This is a genomic window from Massilia sp. HP4, from assembly GCF_005222695.1.
Classification (GTDB): domain Bacteria; phylum Pseudomonadota; class Gammaproteobacteria; order Burkholderiales; family Burkholderiaceae_D; genus Telluria.
On sequence record NZ_STGG01000007.1, the window covers coordinates 1 to 19,432 of the forward strand.

The window sequence follows — 19,432 nt, forward strand, 5'->3', positions numbered from 1 at the left end:
CAGAGGCTGCATCAAACCCTGGGCTACCAAACGCCAGCCGCCGTCGATGCAGCATTCCGTGTGCTCAAATAGATGTCCGAGAAATCCGGACCACCTCAGGTCTGACATTCGGACACGAACTCAGCCTTTGCGAGCTTGTCTCTGCTCTCGAAAAGCGCAGTGCAGTCCAGTTGGTGCCTGGTGATGGTCACAAAACCGCAAAACCGGGGTCAGGTCTGACATTCGGACACGAACTCAGCCTTTGCGAGCTTGTCTCTGCTCTCGAAAAGCGCAGTGCAGTCCAGTTGGTGCCTGGTGATGGTCACAAAACCGGGGTCAGGTCTGACATTCGGACACGAACTCAGCCTTTGCGAGCTTGTCTCTGCACTCGAAAAGCGCAGTGCAGTCCAGTTGGTGCCTGGTGATTGTCGAGGTCGTGTCTGAATGTCAGACCTGACCCCGGTGTTGTGACCCCGGTGTTGTGGTGGACCTGACCCCGGTGTTGTGGTGATTGTCGAGGTCGTGTCTGAATGTCAGACCTGACCCCGGTGTTTGGTTGGTGCCTGGTGATTGTCGAGGTCGTGTCTGAATGTCAGACCTGACCCCGGTGTTGATGATTAGTCGGCTACAAATACCACCGCTGTGCGCGCCGGCACCGTGAACGTCCCGCTGGCGCTGTCGAAACGCGCCTCGAGTGCGCGCTTGTCCGCCGCGCCGGCCGCGGTATGCGCCGGATGCAGGCGCAGCTTCTTGCCGCGCAGGGCCGCATTGTCGATGGTGTGCTCCTTCTTGTCCACGTTCACCAGATAGCCCAGGCCGGCGAAGTTCGCGCCCGGATAGTCCTGGCCGTCGATCCAGGCCGCCAGCACGGTCGGCACTTGCTCGGGGCCGGTGTTGAAGAAGCGCAGGCGCGCGTTGATGTCGTCGGTCGTGCGCAGGCGCAGCAGGGTCGAGCTGGCGCGGATACCCAGCAAATCGCGGAAGGCGTCGCGCGCAAACGCGATGTCGGCGGGCGCCGGCTTGAGCGCGGCATTGGCCAGCAGCGGCTTGAACAACGGCCAGTCCTTCGCATTGTCATCCGCGGGAGGCAGGCCGGTACCGAAGAAGTTGTCCTGGTAGGTCCAGTCGAGGCGGTTGAACCAGTCGCCCGAATTGAAACTGTTGCGGTCCAGGGATTTCGAGCGCAGCACGTCGATGCCGGCGTGGTAATAGGCCACGCCCTGGCTGAAGGCATTGATCGCCATGCCCAGCACCTGCACCCGTGCGCGTTCGTTGGCGGTGGTGGCCACCGGCAGCTTGAGCGCGTTGATGTCGTACAGGGTCTGGTTGTCGTGGTTCTCGACGTAGTTCACCGCCTCGGCCGGCTGGCTGGCGTAGCCGGCCGGCTGGTTGCCGCCGTAGACGATGTCCTGCAGCTGGTGCACCTTGCCGTCGAAGGTCTGCAGGGGAAAGCTGCGCACCGAGCCGGCCAGGCCGACGCGGATCAGGTCCGCGGTGCGCAGCAGATCGTTGGGATTGGCTTCGCCGCCCAGCGCGTTCGGGTCATACACCAGGCCGTTGATATAGCCTTGCTGGCGAATCACGATCTCGCCCGAGTCGCCTGGCGAGCCGCCGCGTACGGCATCGCGCGCGCGGTCGCTGAAGGTGCCGATGCCGGTGCCGTTCAGGGACAGCTGCGAAGCCTGCACGAAGCGCGCGCCATCCTGTACTTCGCCGAAGTTCCAGCCTTCGCCGATCAGCTGCACATGGCGTCCGGCGGCCTGGTCGACCTCTTTCTGCAGGCGCTCCATGGCCGCGCGCGGCTGGTGGCCCATCAGGTCGTAGCGGTAGGAGTCGATCTTGTAGTGGCGCGTCCACAGCACCGACGAGTCGATCATCAGCTTGGCCATCATCGTGTTCTCGGTGGCCGTGTTGAAGCAGCAGGTCGAGGTCTCGATGGCGCCTTTCGCATCCAGCCGATGGTAGTAGCCGGGCACCACGCGGTCGAGGATCGATTTTTCTTCCTGGCCGGCGATGAAGGTGTGGTTATAGACCACATCGGTGCCGACGCGCAGGCCGGCCTTGTGCAGGTTCATCACCATCTCGCGGAACTCGACGATGCGGCGCGCGCCGTCCTGCGGGTCGCTGGCATAACTGCCTTCGACCGCATTGAAATGCTGCGGGTCATAACCCCAGTTGAAGCAGTCGGTATGGGCCGTCTTGCGGATCAGGGCCTGCTGGCTTTCGCCGTCCGGCGCGCCGGAAGGCTGGGGCAGCGCGCAGCCGATTTCCGGGATGCTGCCGATGTCGTACACCGGCAGCAGGTGGATGTCGGTCAGGCCGGCCCTGGCCAGTGCGCGCAGGTGCTTCATGCCGTTCGAGTTCGTCTCGGAGAACGCGCTGTACTTGCCGCGCCTGGCTGCAGGGACGGTGTCGTCGATCAGCGAGAAGTCGCGCACGTGCAGTTCATAGATGACCATATCGGTCTGGGCCTGCACCGTGGCCGGCGGCCGCGTCGCATCCCAGCCCGCCGGCTTGAGGTGCGGCGCATCGAGGTCGGCGATGTAGCTGCGCTTCGAATCCGCATTCAGGCTGACCGAATAAGGGTCGGTGACCAGGTTGCGCACCAGGCCGGCGCCAGGCACGACGACGTCGACCGCGTACTTGTAATAGGTGCCGGACAGGTCGCGCGGCAGGCTGGTGCCCCAGGCGCCGGTCTTGTCGTCGAGCTTCATCGCATGCACGGCGCCCGCCTTGCCCGTCGGGCCGTCATAGGTGCACACCGCCACCTGGCGCGCGGTCGGCGCCCACAGCCTGAAACCGGTTTTCTTGCCGGTCGGCGTGGCGCCGAGGTCGGGGATGGCCTCGGCGGCGGCGTACAGGTCGTCGAGCGCGCCGGCCGACTGCACCAGGGTAGCGGCGACCACGGCGCCGCTCGCATCTTCCTGCACCAGCACCAGTTGTTCGCGGTGCAGGGCCGGCAGGCGGGCGAGGTCGGTATCCAGCACGCGCAGGGTCGGGCCGGCCGCCACCCACTTGAAGCGCTCGGCCGCGGCTTGCGGCACGGCGGTAGGCGAGATCTCCAGCTTGATCGAACCGGCGGCGCCGGCGACTTTGTTGCCTGCCCTGGCGACGATCGATGCGGCAGGCGAGTGGTACAGGCGGAAGGTCGCATCAGGCGCGGCGCCGGGCCAGCGCACCAGGCGCTTGTCGAGCCAGACGGCGCGGGCATCGAGCTGCTCGCCATTGGCGTGCAGGACTTCCTGGAAGCCGGCGCTGTTGCAGATTTCAAGAGGGACCGCGGCATAGGCGGTCGAGGACAGGGAAGCCGCCACGAGGGCGATATGAAGTTTGTTCATGGTGGGTTGACGGCTCCGCCGTTCGCGCGTTCAAGCGGCCGGAAGAATACCGCCATGATTGGCAGTTGACAGGGAGTTGAACGCGTGGACGGCAAAGCCGTCCACCCCACGTTCAGTGCAGCGCGTGCATCACATCACGCAGCGTTGCCGCGATAGTGATCGACCATCTTGTAGCGCGTCGCATACCAGCCGAACGCGATCGCCGACAGTAGCGCGAAACCGGCAAAGAAATACATCTGCGCCGCCATCACGCCCATGCCGGTGCCTTCGATATACCCGACCACCGACTCGTTCTTGACGCTCGCGTTCACGATCAGCACCCACAGGTTGCCGACCGTGACGGCCAGGTACCACAGCGCCATGATCACGCCCTTCATCGAGGCCGGGGCCTGGCTGTAGGCGAATTCGAGGCCGGTTGCGGAAACCAGCACCTCGCCCAGGGTCAGCAGCGCATACGGCGCGATCTGCCAGGCGATCGAGATCGGGTCGCCGCCGTCGATCGCGACTTGCAGGTTGCCCACCACGACCCAGGCCGCGGCCGACAGCACGATGCCGGTGGTCATGCGGCGCAGCGGCGTCGGCTCGAGGCCGAACTTGCGCAGCAGCGGGAACAGGGCGAAGTTATTGAAGGGGATCAGGATCATCACCAGCAGCGGATTCAGGGCCTGCATCTGGGCCGGGATCACGTCAAAAGTCCAGCCGAAGACGCTCACCTGCGTCGTCATGGCATTGGCCTGCACGATCCAGGTCGAGGCCTTCTGGTCGAACAGCGACCAGAATGGGGTCACCAGCGCGAACACGATCAGGATGCGCAGCACGGCGCGCACGCCGTCCACCGCTTCTTGCGGATGCAGGCCGCGCGCGCGGTCGAGCTGCATCGAGGCGCCGATGCCGCCGAAGGCCATCAGCAGCACCAGTGCGGTACAGGCGCCGATCACGAAGCCCCATTGCACCGACATCGCCAGCGACACCACGGCTGCAAGCGCGCCGATGAGGGCCACGTTCAGGCCCGGACGGCCCTGGCCTGGGGCCTTGGCCAGCAGGGCGGTCTTGGCCACCTGCATGAAGGAGTGCGGGTTTGGCGGCGCCGGCGGCACGTGCACATACTTTTTCTTGCCGGCCCAGAACACCATGGTGGCGATGAACATCAGGATGCCGGGCACGCCGAAGGCCCAGGCCGGACCGTAATGCATCAGCAGCAGTGGAATCGCGAGCGACGCGAAGAACGAGCCGAAGTTGATGATCCAGTAGAAGGCGTCGAACACCACCTTCGCCTTGTGCTTGTTGGTCTGGTCGAACTGGTCGCCCACGAAGGAGGCCACCAGCGGCTTGATGCCGCCCGAGCCGAGCGCGATCAGGAACAGGCCGAAATAGAAGCCATTGACGTTGTCCTCGAAGATGGCCAGGCAGGCGTGGCCCGCGCAGTAGACGAGGCTGAGCCAGAATACCGTGTTGTACTTGCCAAAATAACGGTCGGCCAGCCAGCCGCCCAGCAGCGGGAAGAAGTACACGCCGATCACGAAGGTGTGGAACACGTGCTTGGCTTCGCCGGTGCGCATGTCTTCCGGCAGGAACATCAGGAGGGTCGTGATCAGGAAGGGTGTCAGGATGTTGCGCATCCCGTAGAAACTGAAGCGCTCGCAGCCTTCGTTGGCAATGATGTAGGGGATCTGCCGCGGCATGCGCCCGGAACCTGGTTTTGCTAGATCAGTCATCGACCGCTTCCTTGAAATGTCAAACAGACGCGATGCTATGCCGAGGGCGGCTCTCTTTGCAATAAAAATATTGTTGTGAAACAAACGAGAAACATATCGACGTAGTTTAGTTACTCACGCAACGTTCGTGGAAACGTTTTCGATTTCTCAAGTCCTTGAAATACAAGGAGAAATGAGGAGTTTTTTGGAAATTGTCGGAATTGTCAAGTTTTGTTGCGTCCTGTATATTGCCTAGAATTCCAAACCACGGACCAGCCATGACCCAGATCCCGACCACGACGAATCCGAACTGGTGGCGCGAAGCCATCATCTACCAGGTTTACCCGCGCAGCTACCTCGACACCAACGGCGACGGCATCGGCGACCTGGCAGGCATTACCGAGAAGCTCGACTACATCGCGAGCCTGGGCGTGGACATCGTCTGGCTGTCGCCGTTCTTCAAATCGCCGATGCGCGACTTCGGCTACGACATCGCCGATTACTGCGACGTCGATCCGATGTTCGGCACCCTGGCCGACTTCGACCGCCTGGTCGAGCGCGCACACGGCCTGGGCCTGAAGATCATGATCGACCAGGTGATGTCGCACACCGCCGACACCCACCCCTGGTTCGTCGAGAGCCGCGCCAACCGCGACAATCCAAAATCGGACTGGTATGTCTGGGCCGATCCGCTCCCGGACGGCAATCCGCCGAATAACTGGATGTCGGTGTTCGGCGGCTCGGCCTGGCAATGGGACACCCGCCGCAAGCAGTACTACATGCACAACTTCCTGGTGAGCCAGCCGCAGCTGAACTTCCACAATCCGGACGTGCAGAAGGCCCACCTGGCGGCCCAGCGCTTCTGGCTCGAGCGCGGCGTCGACGGCGTGCGCATGGATGCCTGCGTGTTCCACTTCCACGACCGCCAGCTGCGCAGCAATCCGCCGGCGCTGGTGCGCGACACCTCGACCGTGACCGACGTGAACCCCTACGGCATGCAGGCCCACATCTACGACAAGACCCAGCCCGAGAACATCGCCTTCATGGAAAAGCTGCGCGCGCAGCTGGACGAATTCGGCGCGATCTCGATCGGCGAGATCAGCTCCGACGACGCGCTGGCCCAGATGGACGAATACATGGCAGGCGGGAACAAGCTGCACATGGCCTACAGCTTCAACTTCCTGACCCCCGTGTTCACCGCTACCCACATCCGCACGCAGGTCGAGGACTTCGAGCGCCGCGTCAGGCAAGGCTGGGCCTCGTGGTCGGTCGGTAACCACGACGCGATCCGCGTGATGACGCGCTGGGGCGGCCCGCAGGCCACGCCGGCCCTGGCCAAGGTGGTGCTGGCGATGCAGCTCTCGCTCAAGGGCACCCCTTGCCTGTACCAGGGCGACGAGCTGGCGCTGCATGAAGCAGACGTGCCGTTCGAACTGCTGCAGGACCCGTACGGCATCACCTTCTGGCCCGAGTTCAAGGGCCGCGACGGCTGCCGCACCCCGATGCCATGGCAGGCCGACGCGCCGCACGCCGGCTTCACCGAGGGCAAGCCATGGCTGCCGGTGGAGCCATCGCACGCCGCCGCCGCGGTCGACGTGCAGGACAAGGATCCCGATTCGATGCTGAACTTCCAGCGCCGTTTCATCGCCCTGCGCCGCACGCTGCCGCAGCTGACGCGCGGCGGGATCGCCTTCTTCGACGCGCCGGAGCCGATCCTGGCCCTGCGGCGCGACCTGGATGGTCACGCCAGCGTGCTGGCCGCCTTCAACCTGTCGAACGCCGAAGTCAGCTTCGATTGGCCGGCATCTGGCGGCGCGGCGCAGTTCGAGGCCGGCCTGGCGGGCAGCGCCCAGGCCGGCCGCGTGACCCTGCCGCCTTACGGCGCCTGGTTCGGCACCCTGTCTTCGGAGGCATGATGAGCAGCCAGCAGGAGCCGGAAAAGTTCGCGCGCACGGCGTTCGCCGACGGACCGCGCCTGCTGGCCGACATCGGCGCGACCCATGCGCGCTTCGCGCTGCAGACGGCGCCGGGCGTGTTCCGCTCGGTCCAGGTGCTGCGCTGCGATGACTTCGAGGGCATCGTGCCGCTGCTGCGCCATTACCTGGCAGACCATGAAGACGTGCGGCTGAACCACGGCGCGTTCGCGGTCGCCAATCCGATCAACGGCGACTATGTGCGCATGACCAACCGCGCCTGGGAGTTTTCCACGGACGCGGTGCGGCGCGAGCTCGGCCTGTCGACGCTCCTGATCGTCAACGACTTCACCGCGCTGGCCACCGCGCTGCCGGGCTTCGCCAAGGATGACCTGATGCAGGTGGGGCCGGGCACGAAGGTGGAGGGCGCCGTCATCGGCGTGCTGGGGCCGGGCACGGGCCTGGGCGTATCGGGAGGGATCCCGACCGCGGACGGCTTCGTCACCCTCGGCAGCGAAGGCGGCCACGTCAATTTCGCGCCGGCCGACGAGCGCGAGTTCGCCATCCTGCAGTACGCCTGGCGCGAATGGCCGCACGTGTCGAACGAGCGCCTGATCTCGGGCCCGGGCATGGAAGTCATCTACCGCGCGCTGGCGCAGCGCAACGGCATCGATGCCGAGGCGCGCAGCGCGGCCGCCATCGTGGCCGGCGCGCTCGACGCCGACGACCCCTTATGCCTCGAGACCCTGGAATGCTTCTGCGGCATGCTGGGCGGCGCCGCCGCCAACCTGGCGGTGACCCTGGGCGCCTTCGGCGGCATCTTCATCGGCGGCGGCATCGTGCCGCGCCTGGGAGAATGGTTCGCACGCTCGCCGTTTCGCACCCGATTCGAGGCCAAGGGGCGATTCTCCGACTACCTGGCCGATATCCCGACCTATGTGATCGTCACCCCGAACCCGGCCTTCCACGGCGTGGCGACCATCCTGGCCGAGCACCTGCGCGGCCGCAGCGGCGCCAACACGCTGATGGAACGCATCGGCCAGCTGCGCCAGGAACTGTCGCCGGCCGAGGCGCGCGTGGCGACGCTGGTGCTCGAGCACCCGCGCACGGTGCTGAACGAGCCGATCGCCGAGATTGCGCGCCTGGCCGACGTGAGCCAGCCGACCGTGATCCGTTTCTGCCGCTCGCTGGGCTTCCAGGGCCTGGCCGAATTCAAGCTGAAATTTGCCAGCAGCCTGACCGGCGCCATTCCGGTGCGCCACAGCCAGGTGCGCATGAGCGACAGCACCCATGATTTGTCGGCCAAGGTGATCGACAACACGGTGTCGGCGATCCTGCGCTTCAGGGACCAGCTCGATGTGCGCTCGCTCGACCGCGCGATCGAACTGGTAAGCCGCGCGCGGCGCGTCGAGTTCTATGCGCTCGGCAATTCGCGCGCGGTGGCGCTGGACGGCCAGCACAAGTTCTTCCGCTTTAAAATCCCGACCGCGCTGTATGGCGACGCCCATTTGTTCACACTGGCCGCGGGATTATTGGGGCCGGGCGACGTGGTGATCGCGGTGTCGAATTCGGGTGGCTTGCCAGAGCTGCTGCAGGCGGTGGACATCGCGCGCGCCGCCGGCGCCGACGTGATCGCGATCAGCAACAGCCAGTCGCCACTGGCGCGCAAGGCCAGCGTGTGCCTGGCGGTCGACCACAGCGAAGACAGCACCAGCTTCCTGTCGATGATCTCGCGCATCCTGCAGCTGCTGCTGATCGACATCATGGCGGTGGGGATCTCGGTCGATGGCCAGCATGGGCCGGACGCCGGGCACGATCCGCGCCGGCTGCTGATCTCGCACCTGGACAGCTGATTAGTTGGCGCTCTTGATGTCGACGCGCTCGATCGTGCGGCGCCATTCCTGAAGGCTGAGCAGCTTGTCGGACTCGGTGTCGTCGACCAGGATTTCGCTGCCATCCTGGGCCACCAGGAAGCTTTCGCGGCGGCGTGCGTCGTCCGCCCGGTTCTCGACAAAACTGAGCTGGTAATACTTTTTTCCATTCACTTCGCGTGGGACCGGATCGTCCTCGATCACGGCGCCGTGCGCCTTGCCCTTGCTGCGCAGTTCGATCTGCTGCGACCAGGCCTGCAATTCCGGCAGCGCCAGCAGCGAGGCCATTGCATCTTCTTTCGTATGGACCGGCGCCTGGGCGACCGGCGCGGCTGGCGCTGGCGGCGTTTCCCGTTCGGCGCGCTTGCAGCCGGCAACGGCGCAGCACAGCGCAAGCGCGGCGACGGTCAGGCGCAGGGTAGGAGAAAAAGCGGCGCGTGTGGACATGGCGAGTCTCGTGATGGCAGGCGGTCATGGTAAACCATGCGTGTTCTACCAGCAACACAGGACGCCCAGCCATGAAGCACGGACAGCGTGAAAAACAAGGCTGTTGCCGGATTATCTTGCGGTCGATATAAGCTCAATTTCTCTACGGAAAGTAATTCGTGTTTTTCGCCACGAAATCACATTTTTCACCATGGAACCGGAATTTATTTGTAGAAATAATGCTATCCTGTAGGACCACTCCTACCAGAAGCATCGTATGGACCGCCGCCGCTCCGACTATACACGCCGCCTTGAAAAAACCTCGCAACGCGAGAAGCGCCTGGCTACGCTCGCCGTGCTTGGCGTCGCTGCCGGCGTGGCCGGCGTATTGGCCCCGCCGCTGAATATCGACTGGCCGAACCTGCTGCGCGAACGCGACGAGATCACCCACGTCGGCGCCGGTTCCTCGATGGTGCTGGCGCCGGTCGCCGCCCCGGCGCCCGCCGCCGAACAGGGCGCGGCGCGGCGCATCTATCCGTTTTCGATCATCCCCGGCGGCGTGGCCGACAAGGACGAGCTGGCGCGCGTCATCCGGGCCGACGTCGTGGTCGCCGCGCACTACGCGGGTTTCGACGTCGCGAATGCGCGCGCGGTGACCGTCACCGCGCCGCGCGCCGTGTACGTGTCGTACCGCAAGGGTGACCAGGTGTACTGGACCAAAAAGAAGCTCATGCTGGCGCCCGGTGAAACCCTGCTGACCGACGGCAAGAACGAAATGCGGGCGCGCTGCGCGAACCGGATTTCCGACGTGCCCATGTTCCCGATCGAAGCCAATGGCCCGACCGAGACCGAACTCGATTCCTTCGTCGTCGACGGCGGTGGCGGCCTGATGGCCGTGGCGGCCGCGGTGGATGGACTGGATGACGGTCCGCTGGGCGAGCGCTTTAGCACCGCAAGCTTCCCTAACGGCGCTGGCCTGGTGGTGCCCGCTGCGGCTGCACCTGCGACGCGCAGTCCATGGGCGCCGGCCGCCAACACGCCGTCGATCCCGCCGATCTATGGCGGCGGCAGGATCGGCGACGAGACCAGCGAAACCGGCACCACGCCGCCAACGACGCCGCCTCCAGCGACGACGCCCCCGACGACGACGACGCCACCGACGACGACGCCACCGACGACGACGCCGCCAACGACGACGCCACCAACGACGACGCCACCAACGGCGACGCCACCGACGACGACGCCGCCAACGACGACGCCGCCAACGACGACGCCACCAACGACGACGCCGCCAACGACGACGCCACCGACGACGACGCCGCCTACCGATACGCCGCCTACCGATACGCCGCCGGACCCGCCAATCGTGACCGATCCCCCGATCGATCCTCCAATCGATCCTCCAATCGATCCTCCAATCGATATCCCGGTCGATCCTGAAGACCCGCCGGTTGAAGTGCCGGAGCCGGGTACCCTGTGGCTCGGTGGCGCGGCCTTCGCGGCCATGCTGTGGCTGCGCCGCAAGGGCGTGCGCGCCAAAGGCTGATCCGCCGAAGCGCCTTTTCAAGCGCCAGACAGCAAAAAGCCCGCAAGGCGTGAACCTTGCGGGCTTTTTTTCGTCGGGGAAGACCCGACGCCGACTGTGGCTGCAATCGGCGCGGGTCCCGGTGACGGCGTGATTTACATCATGCCGTCCATGCCGCCCATGCCACCCATGCCGCCCATGCCGCCCATGCCGCCGGCTGGCTTGTCTTCAGCCAGTTCCGAGACCATGCAGTCGGTGGTCAGCATCAGGCCGGCGATCGACGCTGCATTCTGCAGTGCCGAGCGGGTGACCTTGGCTGGATCCAGCACGCCCATTTCGACCATGTCGCCGTAGGTGCCGTTGGCGGCGTTGTAGCCGTAATTGCCGGTGCCGGCCAGGACTGCAGCGACCACGACCGATGGCTCTTCGCCGGCGTTCTGGACGATCATGCGCAGCGGCTCTTCCATCGCGCGCAGGACGATCTTGATGCCTGCATCCTGGTCAGGGTTGTCACCCTTGATGTCGATCGAAGCGCGAGCGCGCAGCAGGGCAACGCCGCCGCCGGCAACAATGCCTTCTTCCACGGCAGCGCGGGTAGCGTGCAGCGCGTCTTCGACGCGGGCTTTTTTCTCTTTCATCTCGACTTCGGTGGCTGCACCGACGCGGATCACGGCAACGCCGCCGGCCAGCTTGGCCACGCGTTCCTGCAGTTTTTCGCGGTCGTAGTCCGAGGTCGCTTCTTCGATCTGGGCGCGGATCATCTTGACACGGCCTTCGATCGATTCACCTTGGCCGGCGCCGTCGATGATGATGGTGTTCTCTTTGCCGACTTCGACGCGCGCAGCCTGGCCCAGTTCTGCCAGGGTGACTTTTTCCAGGGTCAGGCCGACTTCTTCAGCGATGACCTGGCCGCCGGTCAGGACAGCGATGTCTTCCAGCATGGCCTTGCGACGATCGCCGAAACCAGGCGCCTTGACGGCGACGGTCTTCAGGATGCCGCGGATGTTGTTGACGACCAGGGTCGCCAGCGCTTCGCCTTCGATGTCTTCGGCGATGATGACCAGCGGACGGCCAGCCTTGGCGACTTGTTCCAGCACCGGCAGCAGGTCACGGATGTTCGAGATCTTCTTGTCGCACAGCAGGATGAACGGCTGCTCGTGGACGGCCACTTGCTTGTCCGGGTTGTTGATGAAGTACGGCGACAGGTAGCCGCGGTCGAACTGCATGCCTTCCACGATGTCCAGCTCGTCGTTCAGCGACTTGCCGTCTTCGACGGTGATGACGCCTTCCTTGCCCACTTTTTCCATCGCTTCAGCGATGCGCTCGCCGATCGAGGTCTCGGAGTTGGCCGAAATGGCGCCGACTTGTGCGATCTCTTTGGTGGTGGTGGTTGGCTTGGCGATCTTTTTCAGTTCTTCGACGGTGGCAGCGACGGCCTTGTCGATGCCGCGCTTCAGGTCCATCGGGTTCATGCCGGCGGCAACGAATTTCATGCCTTCGCGCACGATGGCTTGTGCCAGCACGGTCGCGGTGGTGGTGCCGTCACCGGCGTTGTCGCTGGTCTTGGAAGCGACTTCCTTGACCATTTGCGCGCCCATGTTCTGGAGCTTGTCTTTCAGTTCGATTTCTTTCGCGACCGAGACACCATCCTTGGTGACGGTCGGGGCGCCGAACGAGCGCTCGAGCACGACGTTGCGGCCTTTCGGGCCCAGGGTGACCTTGACTGCGTTGGCCAGGATATTGACGCCTTCGACCATCTTGGCGCGCGCTGCGTCGCCGAATACTACTTCTTTAGCTGCCATTTGTTATTTCTCCGAATGTTTCGTGAATGGGGTCAGGGAATTACTGCTGGACGACGGCCATGATGTCTTCTTCGCGCATCACGAGCAGTTCTTCGCCGTTGACCTTGACGGCCTGGCCGGAGTACTTACCGAACAGCACGCGGTCGCCGACTTTCACTTCCAGCGGGCGGACCTGGCCGTTGTCTTGCACTTTGCCGTTACCGATGGCGAGGACTTCGCCTTGGTCTGGCTTCTCTGCCGCGGCATCAGGGATGATCAGGCCGGACGCAGTCTTGGTTTCCTGGTCGAGGCGCTTGACGATTACGCGATCGTGCAGAGGACGAAGGTTCATGCAAAACTCCTTAATATTCAGTGGTTTAACTAGCGTTTTTTGACATCGCCACAGCTTTTGGTTCAAGCGCCATGGCGGTCTGCAAAGAGTTGTTAGCACTCTCTACTAACGAGTGCTAATTATAGGGACGATAATTTGCCATTTCAAGCAGCAAGATTGCTAAATACTTTTGCGCGCTTGAGCTGGCACAAGTCGTCGTGGGCGTGCGCAATGTGTTTTTGGCATCACTTGCCAACGGCTGCGAAGTCGGCAAGAGGCGGGCAGCGTACACTGGCTGGCGCTTTCCTGCCGCACGCGAGGTCGCCGCAGCATCGGCAGCCAAGCCGTTGCCAGCCCCATCATGCCGCACCGCAGCGTGATTCGGTTGACGGAAAATCCATCTCGATCCTATAGTGTCGAATGATTTCCGAATTCCAAGACCTCTCAGACAAAATCGACCGGCTTGCCCAGCTGACCCAGTCGCTGCGCGCCGAGAATTATTTGCTGCGCCAGGCCAATACCCTGCTCAGCGCCGAGAACCTCGCGTTCAAGGAGCGCCTGATCGAGGCCCAGCGCCGGGTCGAGGCCCTGCTCGACGAGCTGCCCAAGCCGCCGGGCGAAGAAGGCGAAGAGGGCGGCGCGGGCGAGACTGCCGCCACGGATGCGGCTGCGGACCAGCCAGCTGGCATACCAGGCAATAGTGAGGCAGCACGATGATCCATCTCGACGTCACCATCATGGGCCAGCCGTATCGCCTGGCCTGCCGCGACGGCGAAGAACGTACCCTGCGCGAAGCGGTGAGCTACCTCGACGGCAAGATGTGCCAGCTGCGCGATTCGGGCAAGGTGAGGGGCACCGACCGCATTGCCGTCATGGCCGCGCTGAGCGTCGCCGCCGAGTTCTTGTCGGTGAAGTCGCCGCAGGGACCGCTATCGGATATGTCGATCCTCGAGGTCAAGCAAAAGCTCGAAGTGATGCACACGGTGCTCGACAAGGCATTGGCGCCGCAGGAAAATCTTTTTTGAAAAGCCGAATCCGTTTGACATGCCGCTTCAAAAGAGTAAACTGCGCTCTACCCTGCGGTGTTCGAGATTTGCCATATATTCCTTGAACCATTCTTACGCATAGGTCGTGGAACAAGTTCGATGGGAGTGAGCGTCACTCGTTTGACGAACCCGAAATTGATCTGACCGTGACCGCCTTGAACCGTTTTGGTTCAGGATGCCGGCAAAAACGGCACTGGCGGGGGCTGAATATCTAAGCGGTTGCGCACTTTTGTCGCAACCGCTTTTTTTTGTGCGCGCACCGGTTGCTGGGGCGCGCCTCGCGGGGAGAACGGCGCAATGCGCTATTGGTTGATGAAATCCGAACCGGACGAAGTCAGTTTCGACGACGTCCTGTCCGCACCCGGCCAGACCGTGGCCTGGTTTGGCGTACGTAACTACCAGGCGCGCAACTTCATGCGCGATGCGATGGCCGTCGGCGACGGGGTCCTGTTCTATCACTCCAGCTGCGCGGTGCCTGGCGTGGCAGGCCTGGCCGAGATCGCGAGCGGCCCCTATCCCGATGCTTCCCAGTTCGACCCCGCCAGCCATTACCACGACCCGAAGGCCACGCAAGAAGCGCCGCGCTGGATCTCGATCGACGTGCGCGCGACCGAACAAGGCCGCTACCTGCCGCTGGCGGAGATGCGCGCCATCCCCGCACTGGAAGGCATGGCCCTGCTGCAGAAAGGCAGCCGGCTGTCGATCTCGCCGGTGACCAGGGGCGAGTGGGATGCGATCGTCAAACGCCTGCGCGCCAGGGGAGCCTGAATGGACCCCTGGCTGATCCTGGCCCTGCTGGCGATGGGCACCTTCGGCGGCTTCGCGGCGGGCCTGCTTGGCATCGGCGGCGGCATGGTGCTGGTGCCGTTCATCGTGATGATCTTCACCGCGCGCGGTTTCGCCCACGAACTCGTGGTGCACATGGCGATCGCCACCGCGCTCGGCATCATCCTGTTTACGTCCATGTCGTCGGTGCGCGCCCACCACAAGCATGGAGCGGTGCTGTGGCCCGTGGTCGGCCTGCTGGCCCCGGGCATCGTGATCGGTTCCTGGATCGGTCCCTGGATCGGCAAGCAGATGAATACCGCCGTGCTGTCCTTCTTCTTCGGCTGCTTCGTGGCCTTCTCGGCCACCCAGATGCTGATCGGGAAGAAGCCGGCGGCGGCGCGTGAGCTGCCGGGCAAGCCGGGCATGTTCGCGATGGGCGGTTTCATCGGCATCCTGTCGGGGCTGGTGGGCGCCGGCGGCGGTTTCGTCTCAGTGCCATTCATGACGCGCTGTAATATCCGCATCCATAATGCGGTCGCCACCAGCGCGGCGCTGGGCTTTCCGATCGCGCTTTCCGGCACGCTGTCGAATATTTACTACGGCTGGGGCGAGCCGGGCTTGCCGGCCTGGTCGCTGGGCTTCGTCTACCTGCCGGCGCTGGCGATCATCGTGCTGGCCAGCGTCATCATGGCGCCGATCGGCGCCAGCACCGCGCACAAGATGCCGGTGCGCCAGCTGCAGCGCATCTTTGCCGTGATCCTGTATGCGCTGGCGGCCTATATGTTCTGGAAGGCCTTTCATTAAGCCTTCCTGACGCGCGCGCGGTCGAGCGGCAGGTCGCGCATGCGCAGTCCGCAGGCGTCGAATACCGCGTTCGCGATCGCCGCCGCGGCCGGGCCTTGCGCCGCTTCGCCGGTACCCAGGAAGGGCTGGCCGGGGCGGTCGATCAGGTGCACCTCGAGCTTGTCGGGAACCTGGCCGAAGCGCAGGATCGGATATGCGGCCCAGTCCACGGTCAGCACCCGTGAGGCGTCGAAGCGCACCTGTTCCAGCAGGGTCCAGCTGGCCGATTGCACGATGCCGCCCTCGATCTGGTTGCGCACGCCGTCCGGGTTGACGATCTCGCCGCAATCGACCGCGCTCGCCACGCGCACGATGCGCACCAGCCCCGTCTCGCGCGCCACTTCCACTTCGACCGCCAGCGCGCAATACGACGCCAGGTTCTTGTAGCGCGCGAAGGCGAAGCCGCGTCCGCGCCGCGGCGAACGTTCATAGCCGTCCCAGCCGAATTTGGTCGCCGCCAGCTTTACTACGTCGATGGCGCGCGGATCGTCCAGGTGGCGCAGGCGGAAGGCGACCGGATCGACCCTGGCCGCGCGCGCCAGCTCGTCCATGAAGCTCTCGATCGCGAACACATTGCAGTACGCCCCCAGGCCGCGCATGGCCGAGGTGCGCAGCACCGCCTTCGGCTGGAAGTGGTGGGTCACGCGCGCGTTCGGCAGCAGGTAATAGGGGATCGCATTGCGGTCGCCGCTGCCCTCGGGCTGCGGGCTGGGTTTCGGCCTTGGGGGCGTGAACGGCTTTGCCAGATGCGTGGCCGGCAGCAGGTTGCCGGCCTTGCCAGGGCGGGTATTGTGCGAGGGCGTGAAGACGTCGTACTGCCAGTCGGCGATGCGGCCGTCAAGCCCGAGCGTGGCGGCCACCTGCGCCACCATCGCCGCGCCGAACGGCTCCCAGCCGTGTTCGTCCTCGCGCATCCACTGCACCCGTACCGGGCGGCCCGGGAAGGCGCGCGCCAGCAGGGCGGCGTCGGCCGCCACGTCGTCGGCGGCGTTGTGGCCGTAGCAGCCGGAACCCTCGACGTGGATGCAGCGGATCGCGTCTTCCTTGGCCGCCAGCAGTTCGGCCAGCGCGCTCCTGAGCGGGAACACGCCTTGCGAATGGGTCCAGACGGTGTAGCGCTTGTCCACCAGCTGGGCAATGGCGCAGGACGGGCCGATGGAGGCGTGCAGCTGGAAGGGGCGGGTGAAGGTGGCGCTGAGCTTCGTGCCTTGCTCGACCCGCGTGCCGCGCTCGAGGATGGTCGTCGGTTCGGATGGCTGCGCCATGACCAGCGCCTTGACGCTCGGGTGGACCGGCAGCGCAGCCGGCATGTCCCAGCGCGCCGCGCGCGCCAAGGCCGCCGCGGCTTTTACGGCGCGGTATTCGCCGTCGGCGATCACGGCCAAAAAGCGGCCGTCGCGTACCACTTTCAAGACACCGGGCAGGCGCATGACGGCGGCGGCATCCAGCTCGATCAAGCTGGCCGCCTGCGACGGCGGCCGCACCACCCGCGCATGCACCATGTCCGGCAGGCGCAGGTCTTGCACATAGGCGCGTCCACCCGTGACCTTGGCCGGGATGTCGACCCGTGGCAGCGATTGGCCGATTGCGGTCTTCGGCCCGGGAGCGGGCGGCGCCGGCTCTGGCGTCGCACGCACATGCAGTTCCTGGCCGCTCACCAGCTGGCCGAAGCTGGCGCGGCGGCCATCGAGGGCGATAAAGGCGCCATCCTTCAATGCCAGGCCGGCCGCGGGGACTTTCATGCGCGCCGCTGCGAGTTCCATCAGGCGTGCGCGGACCTGGCCGGCCGCGTGGCGCAAGGCGGTACCGCTGTCCTTCATCGAATTGCTGCCGGCGGTCATGCCCTCATCCGGCGTGCGCGCGGTGTCGGCGGTGACTAGCCGCAGGCGCGAAGGGGCGATGCGCAGCTCGGCGGCCACCACCTGCAGCAGCGCGGTCTTGATGCCTTGCCCCAGCTCGGCCTTGCCGGTGAAGACCGTGATCGCCTCGCTGGCGTCGATGCGGATCCAGGCGTCGAGCCAGGGCGTCGTTTCCAGGCTTTTCGGCAGTTCGCCCTGTGCCGACCATGCCGGCATGGCGAACGACAGCGTCAGCGCGCCGCCCGCGGCCAGGAAGCGGCGCCGGCCCTGGTCGGCACTCATCGCTTGCCTCCCGCAAGCTTGTCCGCCGCGCGCCGCACCGCGCGCAGGATGCGCATATGCGTGCCGCAGCGGCACAGGTTGGGCGACATATGGGCGCGGATTTGCGCGTCGGTCGGCGCCGGGGTCTTTTCGAGCAGCGCGGTGGCCTGCATGATCATCCCGGCGATGCAGTAGCCGCACTGCGCCGCCTGTTCGTCGATGAAGGCCTGCTGCAGCACGCCGGGCGTGCGCGCATCGCCCAGCCCTTCGACAGTGCGCACCTGGCGCGCGCCGATGCCCGACACCGGCACCATGCACGACATGACCGGCTGGTCGCCCAGCAGCACGGTGCAGGAGCCGCATTGCCCGAGTCCGCAGCCGAACTTGGCGCCGTTCAGGGCCAGTTCGTTGCGCAGCACGTACAGCAGCGGCGTGTCGGCGTCGACGTCGACGGCATGCTGCTTGCCGTTCACCCGCAGGCGGTAGGTGGTCATGGTGCCCTCGCTTTGCGTACTTGTTCGTCCAGGCCAGGCCAGGCCGGCTGGCCGGCGCCATACTTGCGCAGGTAGGCGGCCAGCGCGCCGGCCTGCTCGATGCTCAGGATCGCCTTGAAGCCCGGCATCCAGCGCCCCGGTTCGCCGTCCTGCGGCAGGATGCCGTCGTCGACGATGTGGATCAGGCTGCGCGGGTCGGGGTCGTACAGCGCGATCGCCTTTTGCAGCGGCAGCGCGGTGCCCGAACCCGGGCTGCGGCCGACGTCGTGGCAGCGCGCGCAGGAATTGGCGTACAGCGCATGGCCGAGCCGCATGCGCGGCAGCTCGGGGTCATCAAGCGCGGGCGGCGGCAGCGGACCGGCTGTCTGCGCCGGCGTGGCGCGCACGGGCGCTTGCGACAGATTGCTGTGCGCCCATGCGGCGAGCGCGGCGACGTCGGCGTCATCGGCCTGCGCCAGGTGCATCACCACGTCCTGCATCGGGCCGCCGGCCACCGCGTGGTCCTCGGCCATGCCGGTGCGCAGGTAGGTATGCATCTGCTCGCGCGTCCATGGCAGCGGCGAGGGCGAGTTGCGGTTCAGGGCCGGCGCATACCAGTCCTCGGCCTCGCCGCCATCGAGCTGGCGCTTCAGGTCCGGACCGCCCAGCCTGGTGCGTGGTGTATGGCAGGCGGCGCAGTGGGCGACGGCGTCGGCCAGGTAGGCGCCGCGGTTCCATTCGGCCGATTGCCGCGGGTCGGGCCGCCATGGCGCATCGTCCAGGTACAGCACGTTCCAGAAACCGACCAGGGGGCGCAAACCGAAGGGGAAGATCATGTCGTTGGCGCGCGCCGGGGCCTCGATCGGCGGGCGCGTCATGAAGTAGGCGTACAGGTCGTCGACGTCGTCCTGCGTCATGCGCACATAGTGGTTGTAGGGGAAGGCGGGATACAGCCTGCGGCCGTCGCGCGAGACGCCCTTGCGCATGGACCGTGTAAAAGCTTCAGGGCTCCAGGCGCCGATGCCGGTCGTGGCGTCGGGGGTGATGTTGGTGCTGTGGACGGTGCCGAACGGCGTCTCCATCGGCTTGCCGCCGGCGAAGGGACGCGCCAGGTCGGCGGTGTGGCAAGAGGCGCACATGCCCAGGCGCGCGAGATTGGCGCCGCGTTCGATGCGCGCGTCGTCGAAAGAGGGTGCGGTCGTCAGCGGCGCCAGCGCGGGGCGCCACATGATGGCAAAGGCGATGCCTGTCGATACGACGATGGCAGCAAGAAGCAGCCACCATCCGGTATGCCGCTTGCGCCTTGTTTGATCCATGTCGGCTC

At 65.4% G+C, this 19,432-nt stretch carries 15 protein-coding genes and 1 other RNA gene; 8 read left to right on the top strand and 8 right to left on the bottom strand.

Translation table 11 applies throughout. The annotated features are described in order from the left end of the window. Window positions 1–596 precede the first annotated feature (596 nt). Together E8M83_RS01910 and E8M83_RS01915 are read right to left on the bottom strand one after the other, a co-directional pair. Complete coding sequence (locus tag E8M83_RS01910) at window positions 597–3,317, bottom strand: alpha-1,6-glucosidase domain-containing protein (protein WP_137171714.1); 2,721 nt, start codon at window positions 3,315–3,317, stop codon at window positions 597–599. 134 nt (window positions 3,318–3,451) lie between these two features. Then, window positions 3,452–5,032 (bottom strand): oligopeptide:H+ symporter, encoded by a 1,581-nt coding sequence (locus E8M83_RS01915; RefSeq protein ID WP_137171715.1) that lies wholly within the window; start codon window positions 5,030–5,032, stop codon window positions 3,452–3,454. A 257-nt stretch (window positions 5,033–5,289) separates the two neighbouring features. Between E8M83_RS01915 and E8M83_RS01920 the strand changes: the two genes are divergently transcribed. Further along, on the top strand, window positions 5,290–6,927 hold the full coding sequence (locus tag E8M83_RS01920) for an alpha-amylase family glycosyl hydrolase (protein WP_137171716.1): 1,638 nt from the start codon (window positions 5,290–5,292) through the stop codon (window positions 6,925–6,927). Continuing rightward, window positions 6,927–8,777 carry a glucokinase gene (locus E8M83_RS01925; protein ID WP_137171740.1) on the top strand — a complete coding sequence of 617 codons (1,851 nt, stop codon included), beginning with the start codon at window positions 6,927–6,929 and terminating at the stop codon, window positions 8,775–8,777. The genes E8M83_RS01920 and E8M83_RS01925 overlap by 1 nt, the downstream gene beginning before the upstream one ends. Here E8M83_RS01925 and E8M83_RS01930 read toward each other — a convergent pair whose 3' ends face one another. Beyond that, on the bottom strand, window positions 8,778–9,242 hold the full coding sequence (locus E8M83_RS01930) for a hypothetical protein (protein WP_137171717.1): 465 nt from the start codon (window positions 9,240–9,242) through the stop codon (window positions 8,778–8,780). It abuts the gene before it with no gap. A gap of 256 nt (window positions 9,243–9,498) precedes the next feature. On the opposite strand from E8M83_RS01930, the gene E8M83_RS01935 reads away from it, so the two are divergent. After that, entirely contained in the window at window positions 9,499–10,767 is a 1,269-nt protein-coding gene (locus E8M83_RS01935) for a PEP-CTERM sorting domain-containing protein (protein WP_137171718.1), read from the top strand. A 134-nt stretch (window positions 10,768–10,901) separates the two neighbouring features. Here the strand turns inward: E8M83_RS01935 and groL are convergent, their stop codons facing one another. Continuing rightward, the gene (groL, locus tag E8M83_RS01940) at window positions 10,902–12,548 is read right to left on the bottom strand and encodes a chaperonin GroEL (protein ID WP_137171719.1); all 1,647 of its coding nucleotides are present in this window, start codon (window positions 12,546–12,548) and stop codon (window positions 10,902–10,904) included. 40 nt (window positions 12,549–12,588) lie between these two features. Next, on the bottom strand, window positions 12,589–12,879 hold the full coding sequence (gene groES / locus E8M83_RS01945; RefSeq protein ID WP_137171720.1) for a co-chaperone GroES: 291 nt from the start codon (window positions 12,877–12,879) through the stop codon (window positions 12,589–12,591). 399 nt (window positions 12,880–13,278) lie between these two features. On the opposite strand from groES, the gene E8M83_RS01950 reads away from it, so the two are divergent. The 5 genes from E8M83_RS01950 to E8M83_RS01970 all read left to right on the top strand — a co-directional run bounded on the left by E8M83_RS01950 (window position 13,279) and on the right by E8M83_RS01970 (window position 15,476). Continuing rightward, window positions 13,279–13,575, top strand: coding sequence for a hypothetical protein (locus E8M83_RS01950; protein WP_229491385.1), 297 nt, complete (start codon window positions 13,279–13,281; stop codon window positions 13,573–13,575). Next, window positions 13,572–13,883 carry a cell division protein ZapA gene (locus tag E8M83_RS01955; RefSeq protein ID WP_137171721.1) on the top strand — a complete coding sequence of 104 codons (312 nt, stop codon included), beginning with the start codon at window positions 13,572–13,574 and terminating at the stop codon, window positions 13,881–13,883. The genes E8M83_RS01950 and E8M83_RS01955 overlap by 4 nt, the downstream gene beginning before the upstream one ends. Before the next feature lie 46 nt (window positions 13,884–13,929). Continuing rightward, window positions 13,930–14,111: non-coding RNA, 6S RNA (gene ssrS / locus E8M83_RS01960), on the top strand. Window positions 14,112–14,201: 90 nt separating this feature from the next. Then, entirely contained in the window at window positions 14,202–14,672 is a 471-nt protein-coding gene (locus E8M83_RS01965; protein WP_137171722.1) for an EVE domain-containing protein, read from the top strand. Beyond that, window positions 14,673–15,476, top strand: a complete 804-nt coding sequence (locus tag E8M83_RS01970; RefSeq protein WP_137171723.1) for a sulfite exporter TauE/SafE family protein — start codon at window positions 14,673–14,675, stop codon at window positions 15,474–15,476. On the opposite strand, the gene E8M83_RS01975 is transcribed toward E8M83_RS01970, so the two are convergent. Genes E8M83_RS01975 through E8M83_RS01985 form a run of 3 tightly spaced genes read right to left on the bottom strand, consistent with a single transcriptional unit; the run spans window position 15,473 to window position 19,424 of the window. Then, the gene (locus tag E8M83_RS01975; protein ID WP_137171724.1) at window positions 15,473–17,656 is read right to left on the bottom strand and encodes a molybdopterin cofactor-binding domain-containing protein; all 2,184 of its coding nucleotides are present in this window, start codon (window positions 17,654–17,656) and stop codon (window positions 15,473–15,475) included. The two genes, E8M83_RS01970 and E8M83_RS01975, sit on opposite strands and share 4 nt — an antisense overlap. After that, window positions 17,653–18,129, bottom strand: a complete 477-nt coding sequence (locus tag E8M83_RS01980) for a (2Fe-2S)-binding protein (RefSeq protein WP_137171725.1) — start codon at window positions 18,127–18,129, stop codon at window positions 17,653–17,655. Before E8M83_RS01980 ends, E8M83_RS01975 begins: the two co-directional genes overlap by 4 nt. Beyond that, complete coding sequence (locus tag E8M83_RS01985; RefSeq protein ID WP_170976656.1) at window positions 18,126–19,424, bottom strand: cytochrome c; 1,299 nt, start codon at window positions 19,422–19,424, stop codon at window positions 18,126–18,128. Before E8M83_RS01985 ends, E8M83_RS01980 begins: the two co-directional genes overlap by 4 nt. Window positions 19,425–19,432: the final 8 nt, after the last annotated feature.